At 64.9% G+C, this 15,921-nt stretch carries 14 protein-coding genes; 7 read left to right on the top strand and 7 right to left on the bottom strand.

Translation table 11 applies throughout. From position 1 onward, the window contains the following. Positions 1–2: 2 nt before the first annotated feature. The 4 genes from VIQ49_RS27675 to VIQ49_RS27660 form a co-directional block, all read right to left on the bottom strand. Positions 3–377, bottom strand: coding sequence for a thioesterase family protein (locus tag VIQ49_RS27675; RefSeq protein ID WP_331890186.1), 375 nt, complete (start codon positions 375–377; stop codon positions 3–5). A gap of 19 nt (positions 378–396) precedes the next feature. Continuing rightward, a complete protein-coding gene (gene leuA, locus VIQ49_RS27670) occupies positions 397–2,250 on the bottom strand; it encodes a 2-isopropylmalate synthase (RefSeq protein WP_331890184.1) in 1,854 nt (617 codons plus the stop codon). Positions 2,251–2,409: 159 nt separating this feature from the next. Continuing rightward, on the bottom strand, positions 2,410–2,985 hold the full coding sequence (locus VIQ49_RS27665; RefSeq protein ID WP_331890182.1) for a nitroreductase family protein: 576 nt from the start codon (positions 2,983–2,985) through the stop codon (positions 2,410–2,412). Positions 2,986–3,003: 18 nt separating this feature from the next. Further along, positions 3,004–4,563: an MFS transporter gene (locus VIQ49_RS27660; RefSeq protein ID WP_331890180.1), complete on the bottom strand. Its 1,560-nt coding sequence runs from the start codon at positions 4,561–4,563 to the stop codon at positions 3,004–3,006. Positions 4,564–4,693: 130 nt separating this feature from the next. Between VIQ49_RS27660 and VIQ49_RS27655 the strand changes: the two genes are divergently transcribed. Next, positions 4,694–5,392: a TetR/AcrR family transcriptional regulator gene (locus tag VIQ49_RS27655; protein WP_331890178.1), complete on the top strand. Its 699-nt coding sequence runs from the start codon at positions 4,694–4,696 to the stop codon at positions 5,390–5,392. A 240-nt stretch (positions 5,393–5,632) separates the two neighbouring features. On the opposite strand, the gene VIQ49_RS27650 is transcribed toward VIQ49_RS27655, so the two are convergent. Beyond that, positions 5,633–6,895 carry a hypothetical protein gene (locus tag VIQ49_RS27650; RefSeq protein WP_331890176.1) on the bottom strand — a complete coding sequence of 421 codons (1,263 nt, stop codon included), beginning with the start codon at positions 6,893–6,895 and terminating at the stop codon, positions 5,633–5,635. Between the two features lie 207 nt (positions 6,896–7,102). Between VIQ49_RS27650 and VIQ49_RS27645 the strand changes: the two genes are divergently transcribed. The 4 genes from VIQ49_RS27645 (at position 7,103) to VIQ49_RS27630 (ending at position 11,784) form a co-directional block, all read left to right on the top strand. Then, entirely contained in the window at positions 7,103–8,368 is a 1,266-nt protein-coding gene (locus VIQ49_RS27645) for an aspartate kinase (protein WP_331890174.1), read from the top strand. Between the two features lie 2 nt (positions 8,369–8,370). Next, positions 8,371–9,396: an aspartate-semialdehyde dehydrogenase gene (locus VIQ49_RS27640; RefSeq protein WP_331890172.1), complete on the top strand. Its 1,026-nt coding sequence runs from the start codon at positions 8,371–8,373 to the stop codon at positions 9,394–9,396. 143 nt (positions 9,397–9,539) lie between these two features. Then, positions 9,540–10,949, top strand: coding sequence for a hypothetical protein (locus tag VIQ49_RS27635; protein WP_331890170.1), 1,410 nt, complete (start codon positions 9,540–9,542; stop codon positions 10,947–10,949). A gap of 76 nt (positions 10,950–11,025) precedes the next feature. After that, a complete protein-coding gene (locus VIQ49_RS27630; RefSeq protein WP_331890168.1) occupies positions 11,026–11,784 on the top strand; it encodes a hypothetical protein in 759 nt (252 codons plus the stop codon). On the opposite strand, the gene VIQ49_RS27625 is transcribed toward VIQ49_RS27630, so the two are convergent. Then, positions 11,775–12,491 carry a FadR/GntR family transcriptional regulator gene (locus VIQ49_RS27625; RefSeq protein WP_331890166.1) on the bottom strand — a complete coding sequence of 239 codons (717 nt, stop codon included), beginning with the start codon at positions 12,489–12,491 and terminating at the stop codon, positions 11,775–11,777. The two genes, VIQ49_RS27630 and VIQ49_RS27625, sit on opposite strands and share 10 nt — an antisense overlap. 124 nt (positions 12,492–12,615) lie before the next feature. On the opposite strand from VIQ49_RS27625, the gene VIQ49_RS27620 reads away from it, so the two are divergent. Together VIQ49_RS27620 and VIQ49_RS27615 are read left to right on the top strand one after the other, a co-directional pair. Then, on the top strand, positions 12,616–13,131 hold the full coding sequence (locus VIQ49_RS27620) for a gluconokinase (RefSeq protein WP_331890164.1): 516 nt from the start codon (positions 12,616–12,618) through the stop codon (positions 13,129–13,131). Then, the gene (locus tag VIQ49_RS27615; protein WP_331890162.1) at positions 13,131–14,528 is read left to right on the top strand and encodes a gluconate:H+ symporter; all 1,398 of its coding nucleotides are present in this window, start codon (positions 13,131–13,133) and stop codon (positions 14,526–14,528) included. Before VIQ49_RS27620 ends, VIQ49_RS27615 begins: the two co-directional genes overlap by 1 nt. Positions 14,529–14,871: 343 nt before the next feature. On the opposite strand, the gene VIQ49_RS27610 is transcribed toward VIQ49_RS27615, so the two are convergent. Then, positions 14,872–15,918, bottom strand: coding sequence for a class I SAM-dependent methyltransferase (locus VIQ49_RS27610; protein ID WP_331890160.1), 1,047 nt, complete (start codon positions 15,916–15,918; stop codon positions 14,872–14,874). Positions 15,919–15,921: the final 3 nt, after the last annotated feature.

Below are 15,921 nucleotides of genomic sequence, written 5' to 3'. Positions count from 1 at the left end.
ATTCAGCGCAGGCTCTGCGCGGTCTCCGCCGGAATCGGCTGGGGTGCACCGGAATCGTCGATCGAGACGTAGGTGGTGTCGACTACGCAGCACGTCCTGTCGGCGACCTTCACCTCGAAACTCATCGTCATGCTCGTCGTCCCGATTCGAGAGCACGACGCGTACACATCGACGGTGTCGCCGTGGCGCACCGGGGAATCCCAGGTCAGGGTGGAACTCTTCAGCCGCACCCGCTCGGCAAAGGAACTGAGCCCGCGGGAGGCGCAGAACGCGCCCATGGCCTCGTCGCAGTACACCAGGTAGTGCGCGTTGAACACGATGCCTTGCTGGTCGGCCTCGGCAAAACGCACCGGGGCCGACCAGATCGGTTGGGTCACTTCGAGTATCGATCTGCCATCAGGGGGCCCAGGTCCGAGGTGCCTGTTCGCCCTCGGGGGCGTCGGCACCACCGGCGGCCTTCGCCGCGCGGTTCACCGCAGATACCACTGCCCGCAGTGACGCGGTGGTGATCGACGGCGCGATGCCGCAGCCCCACACGGTCTCCCCGTTGATCTCGGCCTCGACATATGCGGCGGCGTTCGAATCGTCACCCGAGGTGAGCGCGTGCTCCGAGTAGTCCAGGACCTGGATCGGGAATCCGACGGTCGACAGGGCGTCGACGAAGGCTGCCAGCGGACCGTTACCGGTGCCGGAGATCTCCTTCTCCTTGCCGTCGATCTTGACCGTTGCGGTGATCTGGTCTTCCCCGCCGTCTACCTCGGCTGCATCGACGCGCTGCTTGATGCGCTCGAGCGGACGGATCGGCTGCAGGTATTCCTCGGCGAAGACATCCCACATCTCCTTGGGCGACACCTCGCCACCCTCGCCGTCGGTGATCTTCTGGATCTCGCGGCTGAACTCGATCTGCAGGCGCCGGGGCAGCTGCAGGCCGTGGTCGGCCTTCATGATGTAGGTGACGCCGCCCTTGCCGGACTGGCTGTTGACGCGGATGACGGCCTCGTAGTTGCGGCCCACGTCTTTCGGGTCGATGGGCAGGTACGGAACCGCCCAGAGGATGTCGTCGACGTCGGAATCCGATGCGTCCGCGTCGATCTTCATCTGATCCAGGCCCTTGTTGATGGCGTCCTGGTGGCTTCCGGAGAATGCCGTGTAGACCAGGTCGCCGCCGTAGGGGTGACGCTCGTGCACGCCGAGCTGGTTGCAGTACTCGACGGTGCGGCGGATCTCGTCGATGTCGGAGAAGTTGATCTGCGGATCGATGCCCCGGCTGAAGAGGTTCATGCCCAGCGTCACCAGGCAGACGTTGCCGGTGCGCTCGCCGTTGCCGAACAGGCAGCCCTCGATCCGGTCGGCACCGGCCTGGTAGCCCAGTTCTGCTGCGGCGACGCCGGTTCCGCGATCGTTGTGCGGATGGAGACTCAGGATGACGGAATCGCGGCGGGCCAGGTTGCGGTGCATCCACTCGATCGAGTCGGCGTACACGTTGGGTGTTGCCATCTCGACGGTGGCCGGCAGGTTGAGGATGATCGGCTTCTGCGGTGTGGGATCGATGACTTCGGTGACCGCGTCGCAGACCTCCTTGGCGAACGACAGCTCGGTGCCGGTGTACGACTCCGGTGAGTACTCGTAGCGCCAGTTGGTGTCCGGGTACTTCAGCTCTTCGTCGCGGGCCTTGAGGGCGGCGTCCGTCGCGATCTTCTTGATCGCTTCCTTGTCGGCACGGAAGACCACTCGACGCTGCAGGACAGACGTCGAATTGTAGAAGTGCACAATCACATTCGTGGCACCGCGGCAGGATTCGAAGGTGCGCTCGATGAGCTCGGCCCGGCACTGCGTCAGGACCTGGATCGTGACGTCATCGGGGATGGCACCGTCTTCGATGATCTCGCGGACGAAGTCGTAGTCGGTCTGGCTCGCCGAGGGGAAGCCGACCTCGATCTCCTTGTAGCCCATCCGGACCAGCAGGTCGAACATGCGGCGCTTGCGCGCCGGGCTCATCGGGTCGATCAGGGCCTGGTTGCCGTCACGGAGATCCACGGCGCACCACATCGGAGCGCGGTCGATGACCTTGTCGGGCCACGTGCGGTCGGGGAGCGAAACCTTCTCGACCTCGTCGGCGAACGAGCGATAGCGGTGGGCCGGCATCGCTGAGTTGCGCTGGGGATTCCAGGCGGGCTGATCAGTGGGAATGGGTCCGGCCGGCTCTACGATTCGGCTGGCATTGGAAGTGAAAGCATCTGCGGCAGGCATTGGGTCAATCTCCGGGTTGGTGGGGCAAGACCGGCGCGTCACAAATCCCGCGACGGGAAGCCGGTCTGGATCAGACCCCGCCGCGGCAGAGGAGAAGGAGCACGCGCTGCATGTTTGCGACTCTACTCTCGTCGTTCTCGAACTCCAAAGAGGGGCCCATCACGGCTCTGACGTGTACGAACTGCCCCACGAGTCCCTGAAAGCGACGTCGTGCAGCGGCAACCGCGTGCGGTCACGGCTGTCACGCTCTGCGATCTCGGGTGTCAGCGACGTCGGGTCGGCGAGCTTGCCGACGGCCAGGACGAGCAGTGGCCGACGGTCGGGGGGTATCGAGAATCTCTCTGTCATGGCTTCGGTGCGAAAGCCACCCATCGGGTGCGCATTCCAGCCATCGGCCTGCGCTTGCGTGATCATCTGCGAAGCGGCGAGGCCGACGTCCATCGTCGCGTAGTCCTGCATCTTCGGCTCGTCGGGAACGTCGGCCGTACACAGCAGGATCAATGCGGCCGCGGCCGGCGCCCAGGACTGGTTGCCGCGCTTGAGGCCCTCGGCAAGGCCCTCGAAGGTGTTGTCGCCGCGGACCCCGACCACGAACCGCACCGGTTGATTGCCGCCGCCGGTCGGCGCCCATCGGCCCGCCTCGAGGATGTTGCCGAGATGTTCTTCGGAGATCGTGACGGTGGCATCGTAGCCGCGGGCGCTCCACCGCCCGGCCAGGATCGGGTGTAACGGCACGGTGGCGGCTCCTTCTGGCTAACTCGTTGTGGTGGAGCTCTTTTGGCTCTGGTCGGCGGACTGCGTGGCCGGCGTCCGGGTGCGCAGCAAGATCGCGATGACGACGGCCATCGCACCCAACAGTGCCACGCTGACAGTGGCCGTGACGTGTAGACCGTCGACGAACGCCACCCGCGCGGTGTCGGCCAATGTGCTCTGCGCGGCCGGGTCGAGGCCCTTGGCGTGATCGAGCGTCTCCGACAACGTGTCCTGAGCCCCGGTTCCTTCGGTGTTCCTGCGGAACACCATGGTTGCCACCGAACCGAGGATGGCGAGGCCGAACGCGGTCCCCAACTCGAAACTGGTCTCGGAGATACCCACAGCGGCGCCGCTGCGTTCGGTCGGAACCGACGACACCGCGACGTTCGAGACCAGCGAGAAGATCATGCCGTAACCGATACCGGCGACCGCCGAACTCACCAGGTACACACCGATGCCCTCGGATACGCCGAGAAAGATCATGCCCGCGTTGCCGAGGGCGGCGAACACCATGCCGAGGACAAACGCCCAGCGAACCGAGATGTGCGACGCGATCCGGGAGGCGCTCATCGAGAAGGCGGCCACGGCGATGGCCATCGGGAGGCCGAGGAGCGCGGCCGTCATCACGTCACGCCCGAGCACCGATTGCAGGTAGATGCCGGTGAGGTAACTCAGGGCGCCGAGCGTCATCATGCCGGTCAGTGCACTGCCGATCGCAGCCGAGAACCGCGGGTTCCGGAACAGTTTCAGCTCCAGCAGCGGGTACGGGGTGCGGCGTTCGTGGCGGATGAACAGCCACATCCCGACGATCCCGATCGCGGCAAAGGTCAACGTGGTGGTATCGAGGCCTTCTGCCGCACCGTGTTTGATCGCGTAGACCAGTGGCAAGATGCCGATCATCGACAGCGCGATACCGGGAACATCAAAAGGATCGGTACTGCCGGAACGATATTCGGGGACCAGGCGCGGCGCGAGGATCAGGAGGACCAGCAAAACCGGCACGTTGATGAGGAACACTGATCCCCACCAGAAGTGGTGTAGGAGAACGCCGCCGATGACAGGTCCGAGCGCCGAACCGCCGGCAAACGCCGCCGTCCAGACGCCGATCGCCTTGGCCCGCGTCATGGCGTCGGGGAACATGTTGCCGACCAGCGACAGGCTCGACGGGAGCAGTGTGGCGCCGCCGATGCCCATGATGGCGCGAGCGGCGATCAATGACGAGGCGTCGGGTGCAAAGGCGGCGACCGCGGACGCGACGCCGAAGAGGGTCGCACCGATGAGGAGGAGGCGGCGCCGACCGAAACGATCGCCGAGGTTGCCCATCGTGATGAGCAGACCCGCGATCAGGAAGCCATAGATGTCGACGATCCAGAGTTGCTGGGTCGCCGACGGGGCCAATTCGGCACTGAGGGTCGGGATGGCGAGATACAGGACCGAGAAGTCCATCGAGACCAGGAACACCGGAAGCGTGAGAACGGCCAGTCCGAACCATGCCCGGCGGTCGGTTCGATGGGTTTTCGCCCCGGCTCCGTTGTTGGCTGGACGGTCGATGATGCTCACTGTTCTTCTACTCCTGGTCGATCGCCGCTGTTGGGTACAACGTACGCATACGAGTACGTTGTACGCAAAGCCTTTATTCCAGTGCCCGGGTCGGCCCGGGGAGAATGAGTGAGCAAGGGAGGTCTGCCCGATGACCGATGCCGAACCCGAACGAGGGTCCGAGCCAAATAAGCTGACCCGTTCCGCAGTGGTCGGTGCCGCCATCGAACTCGCCGATGTCGACGGCTTCGGAGCGGTCACGATGCGCAAGATCGCGGACCGGCTCGGTGTCGGGACGATGTCGCTCTACCGGCACGTATCGGACAAGGATGCGCTGCTCATGGCCATGTCGGATGAGATCGGCCTGCGTTTCCCGTACCCGCCGGCCGGCGATGCCACCTGGCGGGAACGAGCCCGGATCGCCGCCGAGGTCGACTGGACGCTGTATCAGCGCCACCCCTGGGTGTTGTTGGCATTCGCCTCTCCGCGCAGCAGCATGGGGCCGCAGAGTCTGAACTGTCTCGACTGGCTCGTGGACGGCTTCATGGAGTTGAAGGTCACCACCGCCGAGGCGACCGAAATGGCGTTGTCGCTGTGGAATCACATCGCCGGCACCGTGCTCGGAGTGGTCGCCGAGCGGCTGTTGCACGACCGCGCCGACGACGACACGGAAGGCCAGAGCGGATTGACACGGCTGCTGGCCGGCAACCCCGACGGTGTGCCCCCGCCGCACTTGGCCGAGCTCGTCGGGACCAGCAATCCGCAGCTGAACGATCCGCGGTACCTACTCGATCAGGGTGTCGAGGCACTCTGCGACGGCTTCGAGGCACGGGCCCACCGCCTCCGCTGATCCCTCGAGCGTGCCCTACCAGCCGTCGAGCGTGCCCTACCAGCCGTCGAGCGTGCCGTTGTAGCCGTCGACCGGGCCCTACCAGCCGTCGACCGGGCCTTACTGGCGGATCGAGCGGGCTGGCGACGTGCATCGGCTCGGGTGCTGACGACGGCTCCGGCACGGTCGATGGCTTTAAGAGCCCGCTCGGCGGAATGTTAGGCACGGTCGATGGCTTTGAGAGCCCGGTCGGCGGGTGGGTTACATGGCGTGCGGATAGACCGTCAGCATGTGAGCGCCGAACCAGGAACTGAAGGTGGCCACGATGACGACGACGATCACCTGGGTCGATGTCCGCCGTTTCGCGAGTCCGATGGCCACCGGAACGAGCAGGACGAATGCGGGCAGAAGAAGGCGGGGCCGACTCATCATCAACCCACTGGATGCCACGATCGAGACCACCACCAGTGCCCCGTACACCGACACCGGCCAGGGCACCCGCTCGATGAAGCTGTAGATCGCCAAGGCGATCGTGATGACGATGATCCATGCGGTCAGCACCGGGGCCACCTCGGGTGAGTTCACCAGCGCGAAATTGACGAAGTCGAAGGCGGCTTTGCCGTAGTCGATGCTGGTATTCCATCCCTCCGTCTGGATGCGGAACCATCCCAGCGGTTCGCCGGTCTTGTGCCAGACGACCGCCAGATACGCCAGATATCCGAGGGGGCTGATCACGATCGCGACCCAGGCCCGCCACCCGTCGCGATAGCGCAGTGCGGCCGCCAGGATGACAACAGCGATCAGGACAACAGCCGTCGGGCGACTGAGCCCAGCGAGCATCGCGGTGGTTCCGGCCAGTAGCCAACGTTCCTGGAGGACTCCGACCAGGGCCCACGCGGCGAGCGCGCAGAACAGGGCTTCGGTGTATGCCATCGACAACACGATGCCCATCGGGGCCGCGGCGAAGAACACGGAGAGCAGCAGCCCGGCCCGGGCCGGATCGGCCTTCGAGTGGCGGGTCGCGCCGGAGTCGTCGCTCTCGTCGGAGAACCAGTTGGTGATGCGGGCCGGAATCCAGCGTGGGGGATTCGGCCGGCTCTGCATCTGCTCGCAACAGATCGCGCCGATCCGCGCGACGCCGACGGCGGCAAACGCACCGAGGAACACATTGACGGTGAGTGCGGCGCCGAGCGGACTGAAGCCGGGAATTTTGTCCACCGCGCCGGCGAGCAACGGGTACCCGGGGAAGAACGCGTAGGGCGTATCGGAGTTGCGCGTTCCCTGGGCGTCGGTCTGTGTGAGAGGAACGCCACCGTAGCCGTGTTCTGCGATGGCCAGCATCCATTTGCCGTCCCAGGCCGACAGCACCGACCCGAGTCCGAAGCCGCCGCGGAGATCATCGAACCGCTGCAATGTGAGCAGTCCGATAAGGCGGATAACCAGGAACGCCGCGATCGGTTCGATCCAGCTTCGGTGCTTGTACAACCGGTCGCTGACGGTTTCGACTGTCGATCGGCTCGGCACTTCACGGATCCTAGTGCCGAGGGTGCGAATCCATCGACAATGAGGTCTGCTCCGATGCGTCGGCACGGGAGAAGTTGCAGGTGGCTATCCTTGCACGAGGCGGTCGACGGTCCGCGGCTCTCGCTGAGCGATTTCTCGGCGGAGGCGCAGCGGAGCGGAGTTCGACCCATTTCAGCAGGTCGATGCAAGCGAGAGAAAGGAAACTGCGTGGCTCTGGTCGTGCAGAAGTACGGTGGCTCGTCAGTGGGCGACGCCGAACGGATTCGCCGGGTAGCGGAGCGCATCGTTGCGACTCGCAAAGCCGGCAATGATGTCGTGGTTGTCGTCTCCGCGATGGGTGACACCACCGATGAACTCCTCGATCTGGCGGAGCAGGTATGCCCCTCACCGCCCCCGCGGGAAATGGACATGCTGCTCACCTCCGGGGAGCGGATCTCCAATGCCCTGGTGGCGATGGCGATCAGCTCCCTGGGCGCCGAGGCGCAGTCGTTCACCGGGTCTCAGGCCGGTGTGATCACCACCAGTAGTCACGGCAAGGCGAAGATCATCGACGTCACGCCCGGGCGCGTTCGCTCGGCGCTCGACGACGGCAAGATCGTGCTGGTCGCCGGTTTCCAGGGTGTCTCGCAGGACACAAAGGACATCACCACCCTCGGTCGCGGCGGTTCTGACACCACCGCGGTCGCCTTGGCCGCGGCCCTCAACGCCGACGTCTGCGAGATCTACACCGACGTCGACGGCATCTACACCGCGGACCCCCGGATCGTTCCGAACGCCAAGCACCTCTCGACCGTCTCCTTCGAGGAGATGCTCGAAATGGCTGCCTGTGGCGCGAAGGTCCTGATGCTGCGGTGCGTCGAATACGCCCGCCGCTACAACGTTCCAGTTCATGTGCGCTCGTCGTACTCAACCAAACCCGGCACCATGGTGTCCGGATCGATGGAGGACATTCCCGTGGAAGAAGCCATCCTCACCGGTGTCGCCCACGACCGCAGCGAAGCGAAGGTCACTGTTGTCGGCCTCGATGACAAGCCCGGTTACGCCGCAAAGGTGTTCCGCGCGGTTGCCGATGCCGAGATCAACATCGACATGGTGCTGCAGAACGTCTCCAAGGTCGAGACCGGCAAGACCGACATCACCTTCACGTGCCCGAAGGAAGTCGGCCCGCTCGCGGTCGAGAAGCTGACGGCACTCAAGGACGAAATCGGTTTCAGCTCCATTCTTTACGACGACCTCATCGGCAAGGTTTCGCTCGTCGGTGCGGGGATGAAGTCGCATCCGGGTGTCACGGCGACGTTCTGTGAGGCGCTGTCGAAGGCCGGGATCAACATCGAACTGATCTCCACGTCGGAGATCCGCATCTCGGTGCTGTGCCGCGACACCGAACTCGACGAGGCCGTCCGCGTGCTGCACGCGGCATTCGATCTCGGTGGCGAAGAAGAGGCCACCGTCTACGCCGGAACGGGGCGATAGCCGTGGGTGTGCGTGTAGGTGTTGTCGGCGCGACCGGTCAGGTCGGCGCCGTCATGCGGAAGCTGTTGGAAGAGCGCAACTTCCCGGCCGATGAGATCCGGTTCTTCGCCTCGTCGCGGTCGGCGGGCAAGAAGCTGCCGTGGCGCGGTGGAGAGATCGTCGTCGAGGATGCCTCGACCGCAGATCCCACCGGCCTCGACATCGCGCTGTTCTCTGCCGGTGCCACCATGTCCCGCGAGCAGGCGCCCCGCTTCGCCGCCGCCGGTGTCACGGTGATCGACAACTCGTCGGCATGGCGCAAGGATCCCGATGTGCCGCTGGTTGTTTCGGAGGTCAACGGTGAAGAGGCGAAGAACCCCAAGAAGGGCATCATCGCCAACCCGAACTGCACCACGATGGCCGCGATGCCGGTTCTCAAGCCGCTCCATGACGCGGCCGGGCTCCAGCGTCTGATCGTCTCGTCGTATCAGGCCGTGTCGGGTAGTGGGCTGGCCGGTGTCGAGGAACTGGTGACGCAGTTGCGCGCCGGAATCGACGACGCCGAGAAACTGGTCCACGACGGTTCGGCGGTCACGCTGCCGGAGCCGGTCAAATACGTTGCACCCATTGCCTTCAACGTGCTCCCGCTGGCCGGGTCACTGGTCGACGACGGGTCGGGCGAGACCGACGAGGATCAGAAGCTGCGCAACGAATCACGCAAGATCCTCGGACTTCCCGAATTGCTCGTCAGCGGAACCTGTGTGCGCGTCCCCGTGTTCACGGGTCACTCGTTGTCGATCAACGCGGAGTTCGAACGGCCGCTGTCCGTCGAGGAGGCCACCAAGCTCCTCGAAGACGCACCGGGTGTCACCGTGACCGAGGTCCCGACCCCGCTCGAGGCCGCCGGCAAGGACAACTCACTGGTCGGACGTATCCGGCAGGATCCGGGTGCTCCGGAAGGCCGGGGTCTGGCCCTGTTCGTCTCCGGCGACAACCTCCGTAAAGGCGCGGCGCTCAACACCATTCAGATCGCTGAGCTGCTCGTCTAGTCACCTGGCCTGATTCGCAGATCCACACGGTTCAGTCATTTCCACCTGTTGTTACAGGTGGAAATGACTGCACCGTGTGGATTTGTGCTCAGTTGATCGAAACGATTTTCGTGTGGGCCGGTTCGTGCTTGTATATCCGGGTGATGCGATCTGGCAGTGCGACGGTGTTGGTGTCAGCGGTACTCCTCTTGTTCGTGACAACGGCTCCGATTGCGCAGGCCGATGTGGGTGTGCCCGATGTCGGCCCGGCCGGGACGTCACTCATCCACGGAGATCTCGCATCCACCGATTCGACACCCCATGCAGGCCCCGGAACCGATGGGGCTCTGGTCGCCTCGTCGCTGCCGGGTGGAGCCTGCGCGGCGACGTTCATCGGCAGTGATTCACTGCCGGTCGCGCTCTGCACGGGTTACGTCGGAATCGATCCGCCGGACTTCGCGGTGCCGACGGTGCAGCTGTTCGACCCCGCGACCGCTCGGCCGATCGCGTCCCTGCAACTCACGAAGGGCGGGCTGCTGGGCGGGGTGTACGGCTATCTCGACAACGAAGACCGGGTGGTGATGGCCGACGGCTCGGGCTCGATCCTCAAGGTCGCTCACCGCAAGAATCCGGACGGACGCTGGCAGCTGTACGTCGATGAGCGGTTGGACGTCGGTGAACAGATCCCTTCCGGTGACAAGATCACCGGTCTCGCGCCGGACTTCGATGGGCGCATCTGGTTCGCGACCACGGGCGGAGTCATCGGTACCGTCGACGCAGGTGGTGGTCATGTCGGTTCCACGCAACTGCCGGCCGGTGAGAAGCTCACCAACGGTCTCACCATCCGTCCCGGTGGTGCCTCGATCCTGACCAGCCGGGCGCTCTATGAGATGAGAGCTGATGAGCAAGGGGTGCCGCAGACCGTCTGGCGGGCCACCTACGACACCTCAGATGTCCGGAAGCCAGGTCAGTTGGCACCTGGATCGGGTTCTACACCAACCTATTTCGGGCCGAACGGCGACGACTGGGTTGCGATTGTCGACGACGCACCCCGGCCCAAACTGCTGGTCTATCGCGCCGACGACGGTTCGCCGGTCTGCAGCACCGAGGCGTTCGGAACGTCGGGGCAGGGCACCGAGAACTCGCCGATGGCGTGGGGCAATTCCATCGTCATCCCGAGCACATACGGATTCGGGTATCCGCCGTTCGCCACCTCCGGACCGAGCGATCCGCCGTCGGCGCCGTTCATCGGAGGCATGACGCGAATCGATGTGTCCGAGAACGGATGCGAGCGGGTGTGGGAAAGCGATGATCGGATGGCCACCCTGCCCAAGCTGTCTCGTGGCGACGGGCTGATCTACGCGCTGACCTACGGCCCACCGGCACCCGGCGGGGGAGTTCAGCAGATCGGTCCGGTCTACTACACCGCGGTCGACTTCCACACCGGGCAGCGGACGGTGCTCACTCAGGTGGGCGTGGCGCCGGTCGACGAACCCCTGCAGCTGACCGGAACGATCAGCGCTGACGGCGCGCTGTGGCAGGCGACGGTCGGCCGGATGCTGAAGATCGGCTGACGCGCGGATGGGGTGTTTCCCGTGAAACCGAATCGGGTTCAGGTCTTGTTCGCGGGCTGCTGGGGTGCGTCGGACCGTGAGTGCGACAATCGACAATGTGACGCAGGACCCAGGGGACCAGACGAACGAACCGAAGCGCGACCGCCCGAACCTCGAGAAACCAGAGGCCGGGCCGGACGACTCGGTGATCGTTCCGCCCGATCTGGAAGGTATGCCGTCGCTGGCGGAACTCGACGCGGCCGACATGGCCACCATCGAGCAGGGGCGGACGTCCAAGGACAAGGACCACGCCTACTTCGATGAGGACACCCCGCCACCTGCATCGCTGTACTACGCCCGGTTGTTGTGGCTGGGCGCTGCGGGTGCGGCGACGATGGGGGTGATCTACGGGTTCCTGAATCTGGGGATGATCACCGACCTGCTGAAGGGGCGACTGCAGGAGGGCGTCCGGGACGACCCCACCAATGCCGCACCAACCGATCAGATCGATTCCATCGCCGGATTCTTCCCGCCGGCCATGCTGATCACCACGCTTCTCCTGCTCGCGGTCCAGTACCCGCTGCTGGTCGCCATCGGTCGCCGACGCAGTCGCGGAGCTCGCAACATCTATGTGACGATGGCGCTGGTGATGCTCCTGTGCATCCCGATGGGCATCGATCTGCTCTTCGACTACTCCGACGTGCCCGGCACGATCAGGTTCATCGGCTGGCTGCAGTTCGCGCTGTTGCTGTTGTCGGCGTTGTTCACGCTGCGCCGCGGCGTCAACCAGTGGCTGCCGCCGTCGAACCGGATGAAGCCGACGCAGATCTTCCGGCCGGGTAGCCGCTACTCCTGATCGTCTGCGGGCTCGGAGACCGCGGCCGCGGCCTCGACGATGATCTCGCGCATGGCGCGCTCCGCGGCGGCCGGATCCCGGAGCCGGATGGCCCGCGCGACTTGATCGTGGAGGTCGATGGCCGCGGGGTTGGGGCGCGCCGGCATCATGCCGTGATGGGTACGTCCGGCGAGGACCTCACCGACCACATCGCTCAGGGCCCGGAACATCTCGTTGCCGCTCGCCTCGAGCAGTGTGCGATGAAAGACCTTGTCGGCGAGTAGATATTGATCGAGGTCGCCGGAGCGGCCGTGCATCACCATGTCCGACACGGCGGCTGCGAGGATGCGGCACTGGTGTTCGTCGGCACGGTCCGCGGCGAGTGCGGCGGCGACCGGTTCGAAGCCCCGGCGCAACTCGGACAGCGTCAGCAGGAAGTCCGTGCGTTCACCGGCGTCGAGGCGCCAGCGGATCAGTCGTGGGTCGAAAACGTTCCACAGCGACTTGGGCTGGACCGTGATCCCGACCCGGCGGCGGGATGCCACCATGCCCATGGATTCCAGGACCCGGATTGCCTCGCGCGCCACCGTCCGCGACACCCCGTAGTGAAGGCCGACGGAGTCGAGTGTCAGCACATCGCCGGGCCGATGGTCGCCGGACACGATCCGGGTTCCGAGATCGGTCAGCACGCTGCCGTGCAATTCGCCCACTGCTGTGTCAGATGCCACGCAATTATCTTCTCATTCACTCGGCCGTGTATCAAAGAACTGGTTTTATCTCGCACGGTCTTGCAAAAGTATGACTATTGAAGCAAGATGTGTGACGGCCAACACAAAGCGGCGAGGAGAAGGTATGCGAACAGCTCTGGTTGTGATGGGGGTGTCGGGTTCAGGTAAGTCGACGGTCGGGGCCGCGCTGGCGCAACGGCTCCGCGTTCCGTTCGCCGACGCCGACGACTTCCACCCGCCCGCCAACATCTCAAAGATGTCGGCCGGTCATCCACTCGACGACACGGACCGATACCCCTGGCTCGAGACGATCGGTCAGTGGCTCGACGAGCACAGCGATGGTGGCGTGATGAGCTGCTCGGCACTCAAGCACATCTACCGCGATCAACTCCGGGCACACTGCCCGACGGTGCGGTTTGTGTATCTCTCCGGAACTCCCGAGGTGATCGGCCGCCGCCAGGCGAGCCGGCCCGGGCATTTCATGCCGCCCTCCCTGCTGGCGTCCCAGTTCGAGACGCTCGAGCCTCTCGGGCCGGATGAGCAGGGCTACGAGATCAATATCGACCAATCCATCGACAAGATCGTCGAGGCCTACATCGTCGCCGCCGGCGCCGATCCGAGCATCACGGAGGAGAAATGATGAACGCAGCATCTGGAGCTGTGCTGGCCGCGACCGCGGAGTTGCCTGAACCGGTCGCCTCCGGATGGCAGCTGATCGTTGCCGCCCTCGCGGGCATCGCGGTGATCGTTGTCCTCATCACCATCGCGAAGGTCCATCCGTTCCTGGCGCTTGTCGGCGGTGGCCTGACGGTCGGTGTGGTTGCGGGTGAGGCGATTCCGGATGTGCTGGAGTCGTTCACCGGTGGATTCGGAACCACGGCAGCCGGGGTCGGCATCCTGATCGCACTCGGTGCGATGTTCGCCAAACTCCTCGCCGATTCCGGCGGCGCGGACGAGATCGTCGACACGATCGTCGGCCATGCCTCGCCGCGCATGTTGCCGTGGGCGATGGCGCTTGTCGGCGCCATCATCGGTCTGCCGATGTTCTTCGAGATCGGCCTGGTGCTGTTGATGCCGGTCATCTACCTGGTCGCACGACGGTCCGGTCTGTCTCTGATCACCGTGGGAATCCCGGCTTTGGCCGGTCTGTCCGCGATGCACGGGTTCGTCCCGCCGCACCCGGGCCCGCTGGTGGCCATCGACGCGCTCGGTGCCGACCTGGGAACCACGCTTGCGTTGGGCGTTGCTGTTGCGGTCCCGACGATCGTTGTTGCCGGACCGCTCTTCGGAAAACTGGCCGGACGCTGGGTGGTGCCGCCGATCCCGCACACGTTCGACGCCGATCCCGCCGACGGCGACACCAGCAAGCGGCCGTCGTTCGGTATCACGATGTTCAGCGTCCTCCTCCCGGTTGTCCTGATGCTGGGCAAGGCGCTTGCCGAGATCTTCATCGACAACGACGATCAGATCGTCCGGCAGGTCCTGGATGTGCTCGGCACGCCCATCATCGCCTTGCTGATCGCAGTTGTTGTCGCGATGTTCACGCTCGGCCGCGGCTCCGGCATGGACCGCGACACCATTTCCAAGTCCACGGGCGCAGCGCTCCCGGCGATCGCCGGAATCTTGCTGATCGTCGCGGCCGGTGGCGGCTTCAAACAGGTCTTGGTCGACACCGGTATCGGTACGCTCCTTGCGGATTGGGCCAAGGACGCCAACATCTCGGTCATCCTGATGGGCTGGGTCCTGGCTGCACTGATCAGGCTCGCAACGGGTTCGGCGACCATCGCGACCATCACGGCGTCGTCGCTGATGCTCGGGCTGATCGATGGATTGAGCAGCGGCGAACTGTCATTGGTGGTGTTGGCGATCGGTGCGGGATCGGTGTTCTTCTCACACGTCAACGACGCCGGCTTCTGGCTGGTCAAGGAATACTTCGGTATGACCGTCGGCCAGACGATCAAGACGTGGTCGGTCATGGAGACCATCCTCTCGGTGGTCGGTCTGATCGTCGTCCTGTTGCTCGGCCTGGTGATATAGCCGCCGGATCGACGCCGGGCGGTGGGTGAGCACCACGTACCGCACGTACCAGAAGAGCATCAGGGCAGTGGTCACGGTGTGGAACAGGTGCAACACCAGCACCGGCCCGACCGGCAGGTGCAGGACGTACACGAGATAGATCAGATTGCCGATGTTGGCCAGGGCGATGTTGCCGGGACTGTAGGAATCCACATTCTTGGTACGCCACGCCTTGGCCAACATCGGCAGCGCGCTGAGCGCGAACACCGCGGTGGCGACGCCGCCGGCGACAACCGGGATGTCCATGTCGGCCTCTCTGTTCTGGTGATCAGGTTGGAATGTGCTCAGCGATGAAGATGCTTGCTCAGGGACGGATTTCGTAGACGTTGTTGAACGCGGTCTGTGCGGCCAACCGGAATCTGGTGAATCCGGCCTCGCTCACGATCTGACGCAACGCCGACTCGGGTGCCTGGGCGCCGAGCGCGTACCCACCCTCCTGGGACAGTGCGTTGGGGACACACAGGAACGTCGACCCGCTGTAGTAAAGGCGCCCAACCGGATTGAACGTGTCCTCGACCTTGTCCGCGGTGGCCGGTTCGACCAGGAGCCAGGTGCCGTCGGCAGCGATGGTCTGACGAACCCGGCGGGCCGCACCGAGGGGATCGCCCATGTCGTGCAGGCAGTCGAACATGGTGATCAGCTCGTAGTCGTGACCCGAGAAGTCCTGTGCCGTATCGACTTCGAAGGTGACCCTGTCGGCCACGCCGGAATCGGCGGCGTGCTTGCGTGCCAGGTCGATGGATTCGCTGTGGTAGTCCACACCGACAACCGTGCTGGCCGGAAATGACTGCGCCATCAACACCGCTGACGACCCGAGGCCGCAGCCGATGTCGGCGATCGACGCCCCCTCGGTGAGTTTCGCCATGACCCCGTCGAGGGCCGGGATCCAACGGGGGATCAATTCGGCGACATACCCGGGCCGATAGAACGCGTCGATGCCGGTGAACACGCTGTGATCGTGTTCGTGCCAGCCGACGCCGGCCCCGGTGCGGAACGCTTCGGTGATCGCCGGCTCGGCGCGCAGGTAGCCGAGTACACCCACAAAGGCCGCCGAGACGTTGGGGCCGTTCGGATCGGCGAGACAGAACGCCTGTTCGTCGGTCATCGAGAATTCGCCGGTGGACGGCTCGTACTCGACGTACCCCCCGGCGGCCTGGCCGCGCAACCATTCGGTGAGGTATCGCTCGTCGAGGTCGGTCCGCTCCGCGAATACCGCGGCGGTGGCCGGACCCTGCGCGAGGGCGCGGTAGAGGCCGAGGCGATTGCCCACGGTGATCGACCCGGCGGCACCGGCGGCACCCATGTCGGTGACGACCCGGCCGAGAAACTCCATGACCTTGTTTTCATCCATCTG

This window comes from Williamsia sp. (genome assembly GCF_036566845.1).
Lineage (GTDB): Bacteria > Actinomycetota > Actinomycetes > Mycobacteriales > Mycobacteriaceae > Williamsia.
The sequence above is the reverse complement of the archived record's forward strand: the minus strand, read 5'-3'. Positions and strand labels throughout refer to the sequence as shown.